Genomic DNA, 18,256 nt, shown 5'->3' on the forward strand with positions numbered 1-18,256 from the left:
AGGAACCTATGTCTACTAAACGCTTAACCCTCAAACATCTGGGCCGGCTGCTGGTTGAGTTGCTGGTGTTGCTGGCGATTTACTTGCTGGGCTGCCAAGTGGCCGTGTGGCTGGCCTGGCCGATCCCTGGCGGGGTGATTGGCCTGGGCTTGCTGTTGCTGGTGTTCGCCAGCGGCCTGATCAAGCCGGCGGCCCTGCAGTTGGGCGCTGGCCTGCTGATGGCAGAGATGCTGCTGTTCTTTATCCCGGCGCTGATGAGCCTGCTCGATTACGGCGGCCTGATGCGCCATGACGGCTGGCGGATCATGCTGGTGATCGCCCTCAGTACCCTGATGGTGATGCTGGTCACGGCGTTTACCGTCGAACTGGTCTGCCGCTGGAAGTTGCGCCATGAAGCTTGAACTGATGCCGCTGTTCTGGCTGGCCCTGACCCTGGTGGCCTATGGTTTCAGCCGCTGGATCTATCGGCGTACCGGGCGCTACCTGCTGTCGCCACTGATTCTGGTGCCCGCGCTGCTGCTGGCGGTGGCCGTGCCACTGAACACCGCCTATGCCGAGTACTCCACCGACACCCATTGGCTGATGCTGGTACTGGGGCCGGTCACGGTGGCGTTCGCCATTCCGATCTGGCAGCAGCGCCAGTTATTGATGCGGCACTGGTCGGCGTTGCTGCTGGGGATGCTGGCGGGTAGCGCGGCATCCATTGGCACCTCATTTGGCCTGGCCAAGGCCCTGGCCCTGGACAGTTCGGTCACGATGTCGTTGGTGCCACGCTCGATCACCACGCCCTTTGCCATGCCCCTGGCCCATGACTTGGGCGGTGTACCGGAGCTGACGGCAGTATTTGTGATGTTCACCGGTGTGTTCGGCGCCATGCTCGGCGGGGTACTGCTCAAGTGGTTGCCGCTGCGCAGTGCCCTGGCGCGGGGCGCGTTGTTTGGCGTGGGCGCCCACGGTGCGGGCGTCAGCCGTGCCCATGAAGTGGGGGGCGAGGAGGGCTCGGTGGCCGGACTGGTGATGGTCCTGACCGGTTTGCTCAACCTGTTTGCCGCGCCTTTATTGGCGTCGCTTCTCTGACACCTTGTTGTACGAATCTGAACTATCCTCGTAGTTGACTCGCTCGGTCATCAAGCTGGCTGCCAACGCAACTACGGCTGCCCCGAGGTCTGACTAGACTGGCCCATCACCCTAAAAAAATAATAAGAACACCACCGCGTCGAGGTCATTGCCGTGAGCCTAGCCCCCGTTCAATCGACACAGAGTGTGAAAGACCAGGTCAGCGCCGCCGAATGGCAGGCCCGTATCGACCTGGCCGCCTGCTATCGCCTGGTGGCCCTGCATGGCTGGGATGATCTGATTTTCACCCATATCTCGGCCAAGGTGCCGGGCACCGAAGACTTCCTGATCAACCCGTTCGGGCTGATGTTCCACGAAATCACCGCCTCCAGCCTGGTCAAGGTCGACCAGGCCGGCAACAAGTTGATGGACAGCCCCTACGAGATCAACCCGGCCGGCTACACCATCCACAGCGCGGTACACGAAGTACGCCACGACGTGGTCTGCGTGCTGCACACCCACACGGCGGCCGGCGTGGCCGTGTCGGCGCAGAAGCAGGGCGTGCTGCCCATCAGCCAGCAATCGCTGTTCGTGCTGTCGAGCCTGGCCTATCACGCCTACGAAGGCGTAGCGCTGAACCACGAGGAAAAGGCCCGCCTGCAGGCCGACCTGGGGCCGAACAATTTCCTGATGCTGCACAACCATGGCCTGTTGACCTGCGGTGCGACCATCGCCGATACGTTCTTGATGATGTTCACCTTCCAGCGCGCCTGCGATATCCAGGTGCTGGCGCAAAACGGCGGTGCGGAATTGATTGCCATCGAGCCGCAGATTCTGGCGGGGGCCAAGGCGATGATTGCGGGCGTGACCAAGAGCGCCCAAGGCATGGGCGGCGCGCTGGCCTGGCCGGCATTGTTGCGCAAGCTGGACCAACAAGACCCAGGATACCGACTCTGATGCCACTGGCCGAGATCCCCCTGAGCGCCTGGCGCAAGCGCGGGCAGAGTTTTGTCTTTCGCGGGCAGACCCTGCGTTATTGGGTGGCCGGGCAGGGCGAGCCCTTGCTGCTGATCCACGGTTTCCCCAGCGCCAGTTGGGACTGGCATTACCTCTGGCAGCCCCTGGCCCAGCGTTATCAGGTGATCGCCTGCGACATGCTCGGCTTCGGCGACTCGGCCAAGCCCCTGGACCACACTTATTGCCTGCTGGAACAGGCCGACCTGCAACAGGCGCTGCTGGCCCATCTGCGGATTCAACAGCCGGTGCATGTCATGGCCCATGACTACGGCGACAGCGTGGCCCAGGAACTGCTCGCCCGGCACTACGAAGGTCGCTTTCAACTGGCCAGTTGTGTATTTCTCAATGGCGGGCTGTTCCCCGAGACCCACCGCGCGGCGCTGGTGCAAAAACTCTTGCTCAGCCCCCTGGGGTGGATGATCGGTCGCGCATTCGGGCGCAACGCCCTGGCCGACAGCTTCAAGCAGATCTTCGGCCCCGACACCCGTCCCAGCGAAAGTGCCCTGGATGATTTCTGGAGCCTGATCGAAAACAACGACGGCCCGCGGATCCTGCACAAACTCATCGCCTACATTCCCCAGCGCCGTCGCCAGCGTGAGCGCTGGGTGGCGGCCATGCAGCGCGGCGAAGTGCCGTTGCGGGTGATCGATGGCGAAGTCGATCCGGTCTCCGGCGCGCACATGGTCGCGCGTTACCGCGAGTTGATACCGGACGCCGACACGGTGTTGCTGGCCAATATCGGCCACTACCCGCAGATCGAGGCGCCGGTGCAGGTGCTCAAGCATTACCTGGTATTTCGCGACGGCATCGGCAACAGCAAAGACCCGCTATGGGAACTGGCTTGTGTAGGAGCTGGCTTGCCTGCGATGGGTACACCTCGGTAAATCAGTTGTACCGAGGTGATGCAATCGCAGGCAAGCCAGCTCCCACATAAGCCAGCTCCCACACAAGCTATCTCCTGCATCAGTTCAATCATCCCCGTGCCTTATTGCGCACCATTCACCCCCGCCCGTATTTATTGTGACCACAAGCCCGGTGCCTGACACTCAAGCCATCGTCCACTGTCTTCGCTGGAGTTCCCTATGAGTGAGTCTGTGCAGTTCCAAGATAAAGTCGTGATCGTCACCGGGGCCGGGGGTGGTTTGGGCCGTGCCCATGCGCTGCTGTTCGCCAGGCACGGGGCCAAGGTACTGGTCAACGACCTTGGCGGCTCGACTCAGGGCGAAGGCGCCAACGCCTCGGCGGCCGACCGCGTAGTGGCCGAGATTCGTGAGGCCGGCGGCATTGCCGAGGCCAATCACGATTCGGTGACCGACGGCGAAAAGATCGTGCAACACGCCCTCGACGTGTTTGGCCGCATCGACGTGGTGGTGAACAACGCCGGGATCCTGCGGGACAAGACCTTCCACAAGATGGAGGACAGCGACTGGGACCTGGTGTACCGCGTGCACGTCGAAGGCGCCTACAAAGTGACCCGCGCCGCCTGGCCGCATATGCGCGAGCAAGGCTACGGCCGGGTGATTTTCACCGCGTCCACTTCAGGCATCTACGGCAACTTCGGCCAGTCCAACTACGGCATGGCCAAGCTGGGCCTGTATGGCCTGACCCGCACCCTGGCGTTGGAAGGGCGCAAGCACAACATCCTGGTCAACGCCATCGCGCCCACTGGCGGCACGCGCATGACTGAAGGGTTGATTCCGCCGCAGGTGTTCGAGCGACTCAAGCCCGAGCTGGTCAGCCCGCTGGTGGTGTACCTGGGCAGCGAGGCCTGCCAGGAAACCTCGGGGCTGTTTGAAGTGGGCGGCGGCTGGATCGGCAAGACCCGCTGGGAACGCAGCCTGGGCGTAGGCTTTGATCCTGAGGCTGGCTTCTCGCCAGAGGATGTGGCGGCGCACTGGCAGCAGATCTGCGACTTTGAAGGGGCGGCCCATCCCAAGGACAATATCGAAGCCTTGAAAGAGATGATGGACAACCTGCAGAAGTACAGCCTGTGATCGTTACCTGAAAAACATTTAATCCTGCGGGGCGCTGAGAGCGCCCCGCTTTTTTTCAGGCATAAAAAAGGCCGCTGCAAAAGCAGCGGCCGAAGTAAGACGTTGGATCAAGGAGCTACAAATCAACGTCAGTGAACACCGTTAACAGACTGAAAATAAGCTTCAATCCATCCAAAACTGGCTTTCGTGAAGCAGGCGGTTTGCCTTGAACGCCCGGCAAGAATAGTCCGTTGTAACAGAATGAAAAACACTGATTCAGGACAAGGACTGTTACCAAAACAACAACAGTGGCGCCCCTGCCGGGCGGGGGTATCCATTCTCTTGATGGCGTTCCATCCACTGCGTCCATAGCCCCGCCGATACCCACGCTAGAGCCTGCGCTAATCCTTTCGAGCGACACAACGAATACCTCCTTGGTGCGCTTATCGCTCCTGCTGGCGGGCAGTAGGGTGGGGCCTTCTGTCACACCACCGGGGAAGACGCATGACAAAAACAACAATGCGCGCCATCTTCAGGCCACAGGCGCTGGCCGCTGCGGTTGCTTTGGGCTGCTGCGTTCAGGCGCAGGCTGTTTCATTCAATATCGGCGAGATCGAGGGGCAATTCGATTCATCGCTGTCGGTCGGGGCCAGTTGGGGCATGCGCGATGCCGACCGCAAGCTGGTGGGGACGGTCAACGGCGGCAGTGGCCAGGCTTCCACCGGGGATGACGGGCGCTTGAACTTCAAGAAGGGCGAAACCTTCTCGAAAATCTTCAAGGGCCTGCACGACCTGGAACTCAAGTACGGCGATACCGGTGTGTTTGTGCGGGGCAAATACTGGTACGACTTCGAACTCAAGGACGAAGACCGCGAGTTCAAGCCGATCAGCGACCACAACCGCAAGGAAGGCTCCAAATCCAGCGGTGCGCAGATCCTCGATGCCTTCGTCTATCACAACTATTCCCTGGGCAACCTGCCGGGCACCGTGCGCGCCGGTAAACAGGTGGTCAGTTGGGGCGAAAGTACCTTCATCGGCAACTCCATCAACAGCATCAACCCCATTGACGTCTCGGCCTTCCGCCGGCCGGGCGCCGAGATCAAGGAGGGCCTGATTCCAGTCAACATGCTGTTCGCCTCCCAGGGCCTGACCAACCAACTGACCGTGGAAGGCTTCTACCAGCTGGAATGGGACCAGACCGTGCTGGATAACTGCGGCACCTACTTTGGTGGCGACGTGGCGGCCGATGGCTGCACCGACAACTACACCGTTGGCAGCCCGGCGATCCGCCCGCTGCAACCGGTCGCTGCCGCGTTCGGCCAGGGCTTTGGCGTAACCAATGAAGGGGTGATCGTACGCCGCGCCGCCGACCGTGACGCCCGGGATTCCGGGCAGTTCGGCATGGCCTTGCGCTGGTTGGGCGATGACACCGAGTACGGCCTGTACTTCATGAACTACCACAGCCGCACGCCGACGGTGGGCACCCTCACGGCCAACACCAACCTGGCGACCATCGGCAATATCACCAATACCGCCAACGGCATTGCCCCCGGCAGTGGCGCCGGCCTGGCGCAGAGCGTGATGCTCGGGCGCGGCCAGTACTACCTGGATTACCCCGAAGATATCCGCCTGTACGGCGCCAGCTTTTCCACGACCCTGCCCACCGGCACGGCCTGGACCGGGGAAATCAGTTACCGCCCCAACGCCCCCGTGCAACTCAACACCACTGACCTGACCCTGGCCCTGGTCAACCCCATCGCCGGTAACGCCGCGTCGCCAATCAGCAGCTCATTTGGCGCCGACAACATCGGCTACCGGCGCAAGGAAATTACCCAGTTCCAGACCACCATGACCCAGTTTTTCGACCAGGTGCTGGGCGCCGAGCGCCTGACCGTGGTGGGCGAGGCGGCCATCGTGCGGGTCGGCGGGCTGGAGAACAAAACCAAGCTGCGCTACGGCCGCGATTCGGTCTATGGCCAATACGGCTTTGGCGGTGACACCGACGGCTTCGTCACCGCGACCTCCTGGGGTTATCGCGCCCGGGCGATCCTCGACTACAACAACGTGATCGCCGGGATCAACCTCAAGCCCAACCTGTCCTGGTCCCATGACGTCAAGGGCTATGGCCCCAACGGCCTGTTCAACGAAGGGGCCAAGGCGCTCAGCGTCGGGGTCGATGCGGACTACCGCAACACCTACACCGCGAGCCTGAGCTACACCGACTTTTTTGGCGGTGACTACAACACCCTGACCGACCGTGACTTCCTCGCCCTCAGCTTCGGCGTGAACTTCTGATTCGGCTAAAAAAGAACAAGGACAACAACCATGCGTAAGACGATTTTGCAGTGCGGTGTGCTGGCCCTCAGCCTGTTGGCCGCCAACGTGATGGCCGCGGTGTCACCGCAAGAAGCCGCCAAGCTGGGGACCACCTTGACCCCGGTGGGTGCGGAGAAGGCCGGTAACGCCGATGGCTCGATCCCGGCCTGGACCGGCGGTATCCCGAAAAACGCCGGTGCGGTGGACAGCAAGGGCTTTTTGGCCGACCCGTTTGCCAATGAAAAACCGCTGTTCGTGATCACTGCGGCCACGGTCGACAAGTACAAGGACAAACTCTCGGACGGCCAGGTGGCGATGTTCAAGCGTTATCCCGAGACCTACAAAATCCCGGTCTACACCACTCACCGCACGGTCAACCTGCCCGACGATATCTACGAGTCGATCAAGCGCAGCGCGCTCAACGTCAAGTCGATCAACGACGGCAACGGCCTGGAAAACTTCACCGGCAACCGCTACTACGCCTTCCCGATTCCGAAGAATGGCGTCGAGGTGTTGTGGAACCACATCACCCGTTACCACGGCGGCAACCTGCGACGCATCATCACCCAGGCCACACCGCAGACCAACGGCAGCTACACGCCGATCCGCTTCGAAGAAGAAGTGGCGGTGCCGCAACTGATCCCGGACATGGACCCGGCCAAGGGCGCCAACGTGCTGACCTTCTTCAAACAGTCGGTCACCGCGCCCGCCCGCCTGGCGGGTAACGTGCTGCTGGTGCACGAAACCCTCGACCAGGTGAAGGAGCCGCGTCTGGCGTGGATCTACAACGCCGGCCAGCGCCGCGTGCGCCGTGCACCGCAAGTGGCCTATGACGGGCCGGGCACCGCGTCCGACGGCCTGCGCACCTCGGATAACTTCGACATGTTCTCCGGCGCGCCAGACCGCTACGACTGGAAGCTGGTGGGCAAGAAGGAAATGTACATTCCCTACAACGCCTACAAGCTCGACTCGCCATCCCTCAAGTACGACGACATCATCAAGGCCGGCCACATCAACCAGGACCTGACCCGCTATGAACTGCACCGGGTCTGGGAAGTGGTCGGCACGGTCAAGCCCAACGAACGGCACATCTATGCCAAGCGCCACATGTACATCGACGAAGACAGCTGGCAAGTGGCGCTGGTGGATCACTATGACGGCCGTGGCCAACTGTGGCGTGTTGCCGAAGGCCATGCGCAGTTCTACTACAACCACCAGACCCCGGCCTACACGGTCGAGACCCTGTACGACATCATCGCCGGGCGCTACATCGCCCTGGGCATGAAGAACGAGGAGAAGAGCAGCTTTGTGTTCGGCTTCAACGCCAAGGCAGCGGACTACACCCCGGCGGCCTTGCGCGCCTCGGGCGTACGCTGACCTGAGGTTGTAAACCCAATCCTGTGCCGGGCTCACATGAAGCCCGGCTTTTTTATGCTCGGCAATCAGCCCGCTGAATACTTCTTCAACAACGCCCATTGACAGGACTACGGTAGTCCGCACGCCGCATAACAATAAAAAAGGGACGCTGTAATGACCGCCATGACTCGTCGCCTGGATCGTCCTGGATTCATGCCACGTCTGTCTTCCCACCATTTGCTGCGCCCACGCCTGGCCGAGCCGTTGCGGGGTACCGAGGCGCGGGTCCGGTTGCTGTGCGCGCCGGCCGGCAGCGGCAAGAGTGCGTTGTTGGCCGAATGTGCCCTGCAGGCCCCGGCGAGCTGCCAGGTGTATTGGTTGCCGCTCAATGGCGCGGCTTTGGCCCCGCTGGATTTCTGCCAGCGCCTGGCCCAGAGCCTGGGCCTGGCGTTTGTCGATGAAGCCAGCTTGCTGCTGGACCTGAGCCGCTGGCAAGCGCCGGCCTGGCTGTTTCTCGATGACTATTGCCGGGTGTCGGCACCGGCCCTGGATGCCTTGCTCGACCGGGTGCTGACGGCCAGCAGCCCGGCCTTGGTCTGGTGGCTGGGGGCGCGGCGCCGACCGGCCTGCAATTGGCCGCGGCTGCTGCTCGATGATGAATTGTGGGAGTGCGGCGGCACCGAGTTGGCGTTCGATCAGCGCGAGGTCCAGCAACTGCTCGAGCATCACGCCGGCGCCGGGCAGACTGCCGACAAGGTCCTGCAATTCAGCGCCGGTTGGTGCGCTGGCGTGCGTATTGCCCTGCTGGAAGGCGACAGCCATCCCGACAGCGGCGCCTGGCATGGGCGTTCCCAGACCCTGCTCGACTATCTGCAGCACGAGCTGTTCAGCACCCTGCCTGAAGAGCTGGAGGAGGCCTGGCGCGTACTGGCGCACTTGCCACGTTTTAACCAGGGGCTATGCGAACACCTGTTTGGCTTTGGCGATGGCGCCGACTACCTGCGCGAACTTCAGGCCCTGGGGGCGTTTATCGAGCCCTGGGAAGACTCGCCGGACTGGCTGCAGGTCTTCACCCCCCTGGCCCAGTTGCTGCGCGACGAACCCTGGCCGGCCCGGCGCTCCTGGCACCGGCGCGCCTGCCAATGGTTCAGCGCGGCCCAGGATTGGCAGGCGGCGTTCGAGCAGGCGCTGTTGGCCGAGGAGTACGAAGCGGCGGTGAGCCTGCTGGAGCACTTCAGTTTCGAAGACCTGTTCCGTCAGCAAAACGCCGTGTTGTTGTTGCGCCTGCATGAGCAGCACGGTGACGAGTTGATGCTCGGCTCGGCGCAACGGGTGGGGCTGGTCACCGCCGCCTTGCTGTTTGCCGGGCGTTTCGAGCAGGCCGCGCAATGTGTTGATCAACTGGCACGTTTCACCCCGCAACCCACGGCCGCCTTGCAACGGCATCTGCTGGCGCGCTGGCAGGCGCAGTGGGGGTGGTTGTTGCATCTGGGGGGCGAAGCGGTGCGGGCCCGCGCGCACTTTCTCGATGCGTTGAATGATCTGCCGGACAGCGCCTGGACGTCGCGCCTGATGTGCCTGTCCGGGCTGACCCAGCAAGCGCTGTTGCGCGGCGAACTGGACGTGGCCCAGGCCCTCAACCGCGAGGCGCTGTGCCTGGCGCGGGCCCATGGTTCGCTGCTGCTGGAGGCGCTACTGGAGCTGGATCATGCGCAACTGCTGGAGCAGCGGGGCGCACCGTACCGGGCCCAGAGCCTGCTGGAAGGCGTGCAGGCCATGTTGATCCAGCAGCGTCTCAAGACCGGGCCGCTGATGGGCCGGATTGCCTTGCGCCGAGGGCATCTGGCACTGCGCCAGGGGCATGACGCCCTGGCCACCGAATGCCTCGAAGCCGGCCTGGGCATGTGCCTGCATAGCCAGGACAAGCGCGTGCTGTATGGCTTCCTCGGGTTGGCAATGCTGGCGGCCAACCGCGGCGACTATGCCCAGGCGTTTATCCAACTGCGCGACGCCGAGCGCCTGATGCAGCGCCGACAGGTGCCCGACACGGTGTACCGGGCGGTGCTGCTGTTGCTCAGCGGGCATTTCTGGCTGCAGCAGGGGCGGGCCGAACTGACCCTGGAAGCGGTCAGCCGGGTGCTGCGCCATTATCACGGCCCCCACGCCAAGCAGGCGCCGCCGGCGACCCTGGAGTTGATCCCCCGGCTGGAGTACCTGCTGGTGCTGGCCCAGGTCAAATTGCGCCGTGCCGAGCACCCCATCCAGCGGCTCACCGCCTTGCTCGACAGCGCCCGCGAGTCTGGCATGCAGTGCCTGGAAGTGGAGTTGCAGTTGGTGCTGGGCGAGGTGGCCTGGCAACTGGGGGAGAAAGCGCTGGCAGTGCGTGCGCTGCAAACCGGTCTGGCCCTGGCGGCGCGCTGTCAGGTGCAGCAGGCGGTGCGTGAACTGCGCCTGCGCCAGCCGGGGTTGCTCAGTGAATTGGGGCTTGAACCTCAGGAGGCAGTGGCGGCGCCGGGGGAAAACCCGTTGAGCCAACGGGAGCTGGAAGTGTTGCAACTGATCGCGCTGGGCAACTCCAATCTGGAAATTGCCGACCTGTTGTTTATCTCGCTGCACACGGTGAAAACCCATGCACGGCGGATTCACAGCAAATTGGGGGTGGAGCGGCGCACCCAGGCGGTGGCCAAGGCCAAGAGCCTGGGCCTGATGGCCTGATTACTCCCAGCAACGCCGATCAACAGGTGGGAGCTGGCTTGCCTGCGATGGCGGTGTATCAGTCGCAGAATGTATCAACTGACCCACCGCCATCGCAGGCAAGCCAGCTCCCACATTAGCCTGTGTGCATTCAGGATTGGTGGATCAGGGTTGATAACCCATCCGCCAACTCACCGCCTGGCTCGCTGCCAGCAATTGCCGGGCCGCCGGTCCATCTTCATCGGCATGGAACAACGAGGTCGGCCCCACCACCGTCATCACCGCCACCACCTGCCCCAGCGCATTGAATACCGGCGCCGACAGCGCATCGACCCCCGGCATCAGCAAACCATGCACAAAGTGCAGGCCACGCTGGCGAATCTGTTCACAGGCCTGCACATACGCCTGGTCGTCCGCCAGCGCATGGGCGATGCCGGCCTGGATCTCCTGCGCGCGCAGGTCAACGGTTTCGCGCTCAGGCAAAAACGCGCTGAACACCAGGCCCGTCGAGGAACTGAGCAGCGGCAGCACCGAGCCCAATTGCGTCACCACCGTGACCGCACGCACCGCCGGTTCGATATGCACCACGGTCGCGCCGTGGTTGCCCCATACCGCGAGAAAGCAGGTTTCATTCAACTCGTCGCGCAGCTGCGCCAGGGGCAGGGTGGCGACTTTCAGTACGTCCATGCTGCCCAGCGCCGCCAGCCCCACGCGCAAGGCCTCGCGGCCCAGGCCGTAATGGTTGGTGGCCGCGTTCTGTTCGGCAAACCCCGAGGCAATCAGGGCCTGCAAGTAGCGGTGGACCTTACTGGCCGGCATCTGCACGTGCTCGGCCAGACGCGACAGGGATGTGGCCGGCGACAGTTCGGCCAGGGCCTTGAGGATGTCGGTGCCGACCTCGGCCGAGCGGACTTTCTGTTTACCGGTGTCGCGGGGGGCGGGCGGCTTTTCCATGGAGAGCGTGTGTCCGAAAGACGAATGGCGGTCTTTATAGCTTGACGGTCGATACGGAGCAAATTACGTTATGCGTAACTGGATTACGATAAAAACAACTTCCTTACTGAGGACGATCCATGACCCTCGATTATCAATCGGGCTTTGGCAATGAATTCGCCAGCGAAGCCTTGCCAGGTGCACTGCCGGTCGGCCAGAACTCCCCGCAAAAAGCGCCCTACGGGCTGTACACCGAACTGTTCTCCGGCACCGCGTTCACCATGGTGCGCAGCGAAGCCCGGCGCACCTGGATGTATCGCATCCAGCCGTCGGCCAATCACCCGGCATTCATCAAGCTGGACCGGCAACTGGCCGGCGGCCCGCTGGGCGAGGTCACGCCCAACCGCCTGCGCTGGAACCCGCTGGATATACCTGCAGAACCCACCGACTTTATCGACGGCCTGGTCGGCATGGTGGCCAACGCCGGCGCCGAGAAGCCCTCCGGCATCAGCATCTATCACTACCGTGCCAACTGCTCCATGGAGCGGGTGTTCTTTAATGCCGACGGCGAACTGTTGATCGTCCCTGAGCAAGGCCGCCTGCGCATCGCCACCGAACTGGGGGGGCTGGAGGTCGAGCCGCTGGAAATCGTCGTGTTGCCACGGGGCCTGAAATTTCGCATCGAGCTGCTGGATGCCCAGGCTCGCGGCTACGTCGCCGAAAACCACGGCGCGCCGCTGCGCCTGCCGGACCTGGGGCCGATTGGCAGCAATGGCCTGGCCAACCCCCGGGACTTCCTGACCCCGGTCGCCCACTACGAACATCTTTCGCAACCCACGCCTCTGGTGCAGAAGTTCCTCGGCGAGCTGTGGGGCTGCACCCTCGACCACTCGCCGCTGAACGTGGTGGCCTGGCATGGCAATAACGTGCCGTACAAATATGACCTGCGCCGCTTCAACACCATCGGCACGGTGAGCTTCGATCACCCGGACCCGTCGATCTTTACTGTGTTGACCTCGCCCACCAGCGTTCACGGCCTGGCCAACCTCGACTTCGTGATCTTCCCGCCGCGCTGGATGGTGGCCGAGAACACCTTCCGTCCACCCTGGTTCCACCGCAACCTGATGAACGAATACATGGGCCTGATCCAGGGTGCCTATGACGCCAAGGCCGAAGGTTTCCTGCCTGGCGGCGCGTCGCTGCACAGTTGCATGAGCGCCCACGGTCCGGATGGCGAGACCTGCACCAAGGCCATCGCCGTCGATCTGGCGCCGCACAAAATTGATAACACCATGGCCTTTATGTTCGAGACCAGCCAGGTGCTGCGCCCGACCCGCTTCGCCCTGGATTGCCCGCAATTGCAAAACACTTACGACGCTTGCTGGGCCACGCTGCCGGCAACCTTCAACCCGAATCGGAGATAAGCCATGACGCAGTCCACTCTCACCCGCAGTTGGGTGGCCTCGGCCAACGGTCACACGGATTTCCCCCTGCAGAACCTGCCCCTTGGCATCTTTAGCATCAACGGTTCGGCACCGCGCAGTGGCGTGGCGATCGGCGAGCACATTTTTGATCTGCAAGCGGCCCGTGACCTGTTTGACGGTGAAGCGCGCCGCGCCATCGACGCTATGGCGGACGGCCAACTGAACGCCTTCTTCGAACTGGGCCGCGGCCCACGGGTGGCACTGCGCGAACGCCTGCTGGAACTGCTCGCCGAGGGCAGCAGCCAGCAAGCCCAGCTGCAAGCCCTGGGCGCCCAGGTGTTGCCACTGGCCGCCGATTGCCAGATGCACCTGCCGGCGAAAATCAACGATTACACCGACTTCTACGTCGGCATCGAACACGCGCAGAACGTCGGCAAACTGTTCCGCCCGGACAACCCCTTGCTGCCCAACTACAAGTACGTGCCGATTGGTTATCACGGCCGCGCCTCGACCATCCGTACCTCCGGCACCGAGGTGCGCCGGCCCAAGGGCCAGACCCTGCCAGCCGGCCAGACCGAACCGACCTTCGGCCCGTGCGCACGCCTGGACTACGAGCTGGAACTGGGCATCTGGATCGGCCAGGGCAATGCCATGGGCGACTCGATTGCCATTGGCGATGCCGCCGAGCATATCGCTGGCTTCTGCCTGCTCAACGACTGGTCGGCCCGCGATATCCAGGCCTGGGAATACCAGCCACTGGGGCCGTTCCTGTCGAAAAGCTTTATCACCAGCATCTCGCCCTGGGTGGTCACGGCCGAAGCCCTGGAACCGTTCCGCAAGGCCCAGCCCGCACGCCCGGCCGGCGATCCACAACCGCTGCCGTACCTGCTGGACCCCCGTGATCAGGCCGCTGGCGGCTTTGATATCGAACTGGAAGTGCTGCTGACCACCGCCGCGATGCGCGAGCAGAACCTGGCGCCCCATCGCCTGACCCTGAGCAACACCCAGCACATGTACTGGACCGTGGCGCAAATGGTCGCGCACCACAGCGTCAACGGCTGCCAACTGCAGGCCGGCGACCTGTTTGGTTCGGGCACCCTGTCGGGCCCCGAGGCCGGTCAGTTCGGCAGCCTGCTGGAAATCACCGAAGGCGGCAAAAAGCCGATCGAACTGGCCTCCGGCGAAGTGCGCAAGTTCCTTGAAGACGGCGATGAAATCATCCTGCGCGCCCGCTGCCAGCGTGAGGGGTTTGCCTCCATTGGTTTCGGCGAATGCCGTGGCACTGTGGTCGCCGCGCGCTAAGGGGGCGAGGGGATGGAGCTCTATACCTACTATCGTTCCACGGCGTCTTATCGGGTGCGCATCGCCCTGGCGCTCAAGGGCCTGGACTTTACCGCGCTGCCGGTCAACCTGCTGGTGCCCAAGGGCGGCGCCAACCGCCAGCCCGAGTACCTGGCGATCAACCCCCAGGGCCGTGTCCCGGCGTTGCGTACCGACGAGGGCGAACTGTTGATCCAGTCGCTGGCGATCATCGAATACCTGGACGAACGTTATCCACAGGTACCGCTGCTCGCCAAGGACCTGGCGGCCCGCGCCCATCAGCGTGCAGTGGCGTCGATCATCGGTTGTGACATCCACCCGCTGCACAACTCCAGCACTCAGAACCTGCTGCGTCAGTGGGGGCATGACGAGGCGCAATTGCTGGAGTGGATCGGGCACTGGATCAGCCAGGGCCTGGGCGCCGTGGAGCAATTGATCGGTGACCAGGGCTATTGCTTCGGTGACCAGCCAGGGCTGGCGGATGCGTTTCTGATCCCGCAGTTGTATGCGGCAGAGCGCTTCAAGGTGGCGCTGGAGGGTTACCCGCGAATCCTGCGTGTCGCCGCATTGGCAGCCAAACACCCCGCCTTCATCCAGGCCCACCCCTCCAACCAACCTGACACCCCCTAGATCCATGTGGGAGCTGGCTTGCCAGCTCCCACAAGTGATGCCCCATAAAAATAAAAAGGTCCTTGCGATGCACAATCAGATTGCCAGCTTTCGCGCGGCACTCGACGCCCGTCCGGTGTCGCGCTACCAGTGGTTGATTCTCCTGTTGTTAGCGTTGTTGCTGGTCACCGATGGCTATGACGCTCAAGTGTTGGGCTACGTGGTCCCGGCCCTGGCCCAGGACTGGGGCCTGGAAAAGGCCGCCTTCGGCCCGGTGTTCAGTGCCAACCTGCTGGGGCTGACCTTGGGCTCCCTGGCTGTGACGCCCCTGGCCGACCGTTTCGGCGTGCGCCGCATCCTGCTCGCCTGCGTACTGATCTACGCCAGCCTCACGGTGCTGATGGTATTCGCCAACTCCCTGAATACCCTGATGGCCGCGCGCTTTATCTGCGGCATTGGCATGGGCGGCGCGATGCCCAGCGCCATGGCCTTGATGTCGGAATATTCGCCACCGCGTATGCGCACGTTGATGGTGACGCTGGCGGCCTGCGGGTTCTCGTTCGGCGGGGCAGCAGGCGGTTTTGTCGCGGCGGGGTTTATCGACAGCTTTGGCTGGCAGGCGGTGTTCCTTGCCGGTGGCGTGACGCCGTTGCTGCTGTTTCCCTTTCTGGTATGGCTGCTGCCTGAATCCTTGCCGCGTTTGTTGCGCGATGCACCGCCCTATACGCGCCTGCAGAAAGTCACGGCGCGCATGCTGCCCGGTTGGCAGGCACCGGCGGCCAGCGAAGAACAGAATCGCCAGGAGCAGGGCAGCAAGCTGACTGTCGTGGAGTTGTTTCGTAATGGCTATGCACGGCCGACGCTGCTGATCTGGTCGACCTTTTTTGTCAGCCTGATCCTGCTGTATTTCATGATCAGTTGGTTGCCGTCACTGCTGCTGGAAAGTGGCATGGCCTTGAACAAAGCCAACCTGGTGACCTCGATGTTCCTGTTCGCCGGCACCCTGGGCGCGATTGGCATGGCCTGGTTTGCCGACCGCCTGAAAAGCAAAGTGCGCCTGCTTTCCGGTGTATTGGCGGCAGCGGCGGTGTGCACGATTCTGTTGGGGCTCAACCATGACAACCCGCGTTACCTGGTGGCGTTTGTGTTTGCGGCGGGCTTTTGCATCATCGGCGGCCAGTTGACCCTCAATGCATTTGCCAGCAACTTCTACCCGGCCCATGTACGTGCCACGGGCACCGGCTGGGCACTGGGTGTCGGGCGGTTTGGTTCGATCCTGGGGCCGTTGTTTGGCAGCATGTTGCTGGCGATGCACGTGCCGGTGCAGCAGATTTTCTTCTTCTGCGCGATTCCGGCGGTGATCGCCGCATTGTTGATCATTCAGGTGCGCTCGCCCGAGGCCAAGGCGCCGGTTGAGATCCTTCAGCACCCGCTTGAATCCTGAGGGGCAACCCCCTTATTTGTGGGAGCTGTCGAGCCCCAGCGAGGCTGCGATGGGGGCGGCGCGGTTCAAGGTCTCCGTCAATGCACCACCGCCCCAGGCGGCAAATGCCCCAGCCGCTCCGTCAGGCGCAGCCGCTGCACCGGGTCTTCACTGAGCAACAGCGCATGCTCAAGATCGAAGCGCTCGGCATTCGGGCAATCCAGGTGCTTGTACAGACTGGCCCGCGCCAGATAGTCGGCGGCGCTGGCGTCGCCCAGCTCCAGCACGCGCTCGGCGTCGATCAGCGCCGCGAGGTGATGGTCATTGGTCAGGTGCAGTTGCCGCAGGTTGCGCGACAGCCGCTGCAGGATCAGTCGCGGCTCGGCGCTGCGCAGGTGTTCGGCTTGCAGCTTGAGATTGGGGCCGTACTGGCGTTGCAGCAGTTCGCGGCAGTCGTTGGGGTACAGCCGCCGCCCGCCGCAGGGGTCGAGCAAATGATCGGCACCGCTTACCCGCAGCAGGAAGTGCCCCGGAAAATTGACCCCCACCATAGGGATCTCCAGGCGCCGCGCCAACTCCAGGGCGATCAGGCCCAGGGCCAGGGGTTGTCCGCGGCGGCGCTGCAACACCTTGTCCAACAGGGCGGCGGCGGGGCGCAAGGGGGTGAAGTCATCCTGGGCGAACCCCAGGTCATTCATTATCCGCAGCAACGGCTGGCCCAGCTCATCGGCCGGCAGCAGCGGCATGCCGAGGCTGACTTGCTGTTGCAGCACCGTGAAGTCAGCCAGGATCGCCTGCGGGTCCACGGCAGGGTCGTGCTCGGCAGCGATCCATAACGCGGCTTCAAACAGCGCCGGAGGCGAGCGGTGCAGGCATTCGAAAAAGGCTTGGCGGGGATTCATTGCATTCTCCGTCGGATGTCCCGTTTTAGCCTTGCCAAGAACTTTCGTCCAGCTTCTTGAGAACCGGCCTACCTGGATATGTCGCAAAGCCTGTAATTGCGGGCTGCTTATTCCTGCACGCTCCGGCAACCTTTTCCCGGCAGCCTATACTTGGCGACTACAAGAAGTGATTCGGGAGCTTGACGATGTTTGCTCTCATGCACAGCACCCGCCTTGAATCCCTGCACCTGAGCGTTGACCCGGTGACCGGGTTGAAGGCGGTCATTGCCATCCACAGCAGTCGCTTGGGGCCGGCCCTGGGTGGCTGTCGCTACCTGGCCTACCCCGACGATGAAAGCGCCGTGGCCGATGCCGCGCGCCTGGCCCAAGGCATGAGTTACAAGGCCGCGCTGGCCGGTCTGCCGGTGGGCGGTGGCAACGCGGTGATCATCCGCCCGGCCCATGTGGAAAGCCGCGCCGCGCTGTTCGAAGCTTTCGGCCGGTGTATCGAGCAGCTCGATGGCCGCTATATCACCGCCATCGACAGCGGCACCTCTGTGGCCGACATGGACTGCATCGCCCAGCACACGCGCTTTGTCACCAGCACCACCGCCGCCGGCGACCCGTCACCCCATGCGGCCATGGGCGTATTCGCCGGCATCCGCACCGCCGCCATGGCCCGCCTGGGCAGCGACAACCTGGAAGGCCTGCGTGTGGCAATCCAGGGCCTGGGCAACGTCGGCTACGCCCTGGCCGAACAACTGCACGCCGCTGGCGCCGAATTGCTGGTGAGCGATATCGACCCTGGCAAAGTGCAACTGGCCATGGAGCAACTGGGCGCGCACCCGATTGCCAACGAAGCCTTGCTCAGCACCCCCTGCGACATTCTCGCGCCGTGCGGCCTGGGCGCCGTCCTCAACCGCCAGAGCGTCGCCCAACTGCGCTGCGCCGCCGTGGCCGGCTCCGCCAGCGCGCAACTGACCCACCTGCAAGTGGCCGACCAATTGGAGGCGCGTGGGATCCTCTACGCACCGGACTACGTGATCAACTCCGGCGGCCTGATCTATGTCGCCCTCAAGCACAACGGCGCGGACCTGGCGACCATCACCGCGCACCTGTCCAACATCGGCACCCGCCTGACCGAAATCTTCGGCCACGCCCAGGCCGAAAAACGCTCACCTGCCCGAGTGGCCGATGAGCTGGCCGAACGGCTGCTGTACGCCGAGCCCTTATTAAAAAGGCCCTGAATCAATG

Annotated in this window: 15 protein-coding genes; 13 read left to right on the forward strand and 2 right to left on the reverse strand. The window is 63.2% G+C overall.

The window, feature by feature from the left end; translation table 11 throughout:
- Positions 1–8: 8 nt before the first annotated feature.
- From PSH80_RS04550 to PSH80_RS04585, 8 genes are all read left to right on the forward strand, one after another.
- Positions 9–401: a CidA/LrgA family protein gene (locus tag PSH80_RS04550; protein ID WP_169990146.1), complete on the forward strand. Its 393-nt coding sequence runs from the start codon at positions 9–11 to the stop codon at positions 399–401.
- Complete coding sequence (locus tag PSH80_RS04555; protein ID WP_057958328.1) at positions 391–1,077, forward strand: LrgB family protein; 687 nt, start codon at positions 391–393, stop codon at positions 1,075–1,077. Before PSH80_RS04550 ends, PSH80_RS04555 begins: the two co-directional genes overlap by 11 nt.
- 153 nt (positions 1,078–1,230) lie before the next feature.
- Positions 1,231–2,013 (forward strand): class II aldolase/adducin family protein, encoded by a 783-nt coding sequence (locus PSH80_RS04560; RefSeq protein WP_057958329.1) that lies wholly within the window; start codon positions 1,231–1,233, stop codon positions 2,011–2,013.
- The gene (locus PSH80_RS04565) at positions 2,013–2,957 is read left to right on the forward strand and encodes an alpha/beta fold hydrolase (protein ID WP_057958330.1); all 945 of its coding nucleotides are present in this window, start codon (positions 2,013–2,015) and stop codon (positions 2,955–2,957) included. The genes PSH80_RS04560 and PSH80_RS04565 overlap by 1 nt, the downstream gene beginning before the upstream one ends.
- Before the next feature lie 198 nt (positions 2,958–3,155).
- Positions 3,156–4,067, forward strand: a complete 912-nt coding sequence (locus tag PSH80_RS04570; RefSeq protein WP_057958331.1) for an SDR family oxidoreductase — start codon at positions 3,156–3,158, stop codon at positions 4,065–4,067.
- A 483-nt stretch (positions 4,068–4,550) separates the two neighbouring features.
- On the forward strand, positions 4,551–6,341 hold the full coding sequence (locus tag PSH80_RS04575) for a DUF1302 domain-containing protein (protein WP_057958332.1): 1,791 nt from the start codon (positions 4,551–4,553) through the stop codon (positions 6,339–6,341).
- Between the two features lie 30 nt (positions 6,342–6,371).
- Positions 6,372–7,739 carry a DUF1329 domain-containing protein gene (locus PSH80_RS04580; protein ID WP_115127445.1) on the forward strand — a complete coding sequence of 456 codons (1,368 nt, stop codon included), beginning with the start codon at positions 6,372–6,374 and terminating at the stop codon, positions 7,737–7,739.
- 153 nt (positions 7,740–7,892) lie between these two features.
- A complete protein-coding gene (locus PSH80_RS04585; protein WP_057958334.1) occupies positions 7,893–10,433 on the forward strand; it encodes a LuxR C-terminal-related transcriptional regulator in 2,541 nt (846 codons plus the stop codon).
- A 144-nt stretch (positions 10,434–10,577) separates the two neighbouring features.
- On the opposite strand, the gene PSH80_RS04590 is transcribed toward PSH80_RS04585, so the two are convergent.
- Positions 10,578–11,366 carry an IclR family transcriptional regulator gene (locus PSH80_RS04590; protein ID WP_057958335.1) on the reverse strand — a complete coding sequence of 263 codons (789 nt, stop codon included), beginning with the start codon at positions 11,364–11,366 and terminating at the stop codon, positions 10,578–10,580.
- A gap of 119 nt (positions 11,367–11,485) precedes the next feature.
- On the opposite strand from PSH80_RS04590, the gene hmgA reads away from it, so the two are divergent.
- The 4 genes from hmgA (at position 11,486) to PSH80_RS04610 (ending at position 16,142) form a co-directional block, all read left to right on the forward strand.
- Complete coding sequence (hmgA, locus tag PSH80_RS04595; RefSeq protein ID WP_200656629.1) at positions 11,486–12,769, forward strand: homogentisate 1,2-dioxygenase; 1,284 nt, start codon at positions 11,486–11,488, stop codon at positions 12,767–12,769.
- 3 nt (positions 12,770–12,772) lie between these two features.
- Positions 12,773–14,071 (forward strand): fumarylacetoacetase, encoded by a 1,299-nt coding sequence (gene fahA / locus PSH80_RS04600; RefSeq protein ID WP_120731688.1) that lies wholly within the window; start codon positions 12,773–12,775, stop codon positions 14,069–14,071.
- 12 nt (positions 14,072–14,083) lie between these two features.
- Entirely contained in the window at positions 14,084–14,719 is a 636-nt protein-coding gene (gene maiA / locus PSH80_RS04605) for a maleylacetoacetate isomerase (RefSeq protein WP_057437834.1), read from the forward strand.
- Between the two features lie 67 nt (positions 14,720–14,786).
- Positions 14,787–16,142: an aromatic acid/H+ symport family MFS transporter gene (locus tag PSH80_RS04610; RefSeq protein ID WP_057437836.1), complete on the forward strand. Its 1,356-nt coding sequence runs from the start codon at positions 14,787–14,789 to the stop codon at positions 16,140–16,142.
- 77 nt (positions 16,143–16,219) lie between these two features.
- Here the strand turns inward: PSH80_RS04610 and PSH80_RS04615 are convergent, their stop codons facing one another.
- Complete coding sequence (locus PSH80_RS04615; RefSeq protein WP_057437838.1) at positions 16,220–17,023, reverse strand: SirB1 family protein; 804 nt, start codon at positions 17,021–17,023, stop codon at positions 16,220–16,222.
- A gap of 185 nt (positions 17,024–17,208) precedes the next feature.
- On the opposite strand from PSH80_RS04615, the gene PSH80_RS04620 reads away from it, so the two are divergent.
- Positions 17,209–18,249, forward strand: a complete 1,041-nt coding sequence (locus PSH80_RS04620; RefSeq protein WP_057958339.1) for a Glu/Leu/Phe/Val dehydrogenase dimerization domain-containing protein — start codon at positions 17,209–17,211, stop codon at positions 18,247–18,249.
- Positions 18,250–18,256: the final 7 nt, after the last annotated feature.

The organism is Pseudomonas sp. FP818, assembly GCF_030687335.1.
Taxonomy (GTDB): domain Bacteria; phylum Pseudomonadota; class Gammaproteobacteria; order Pseudomonadales; family Pseudomonadaceae; genus Aquipseudomonas; species Aquipseudomonas shahriarae.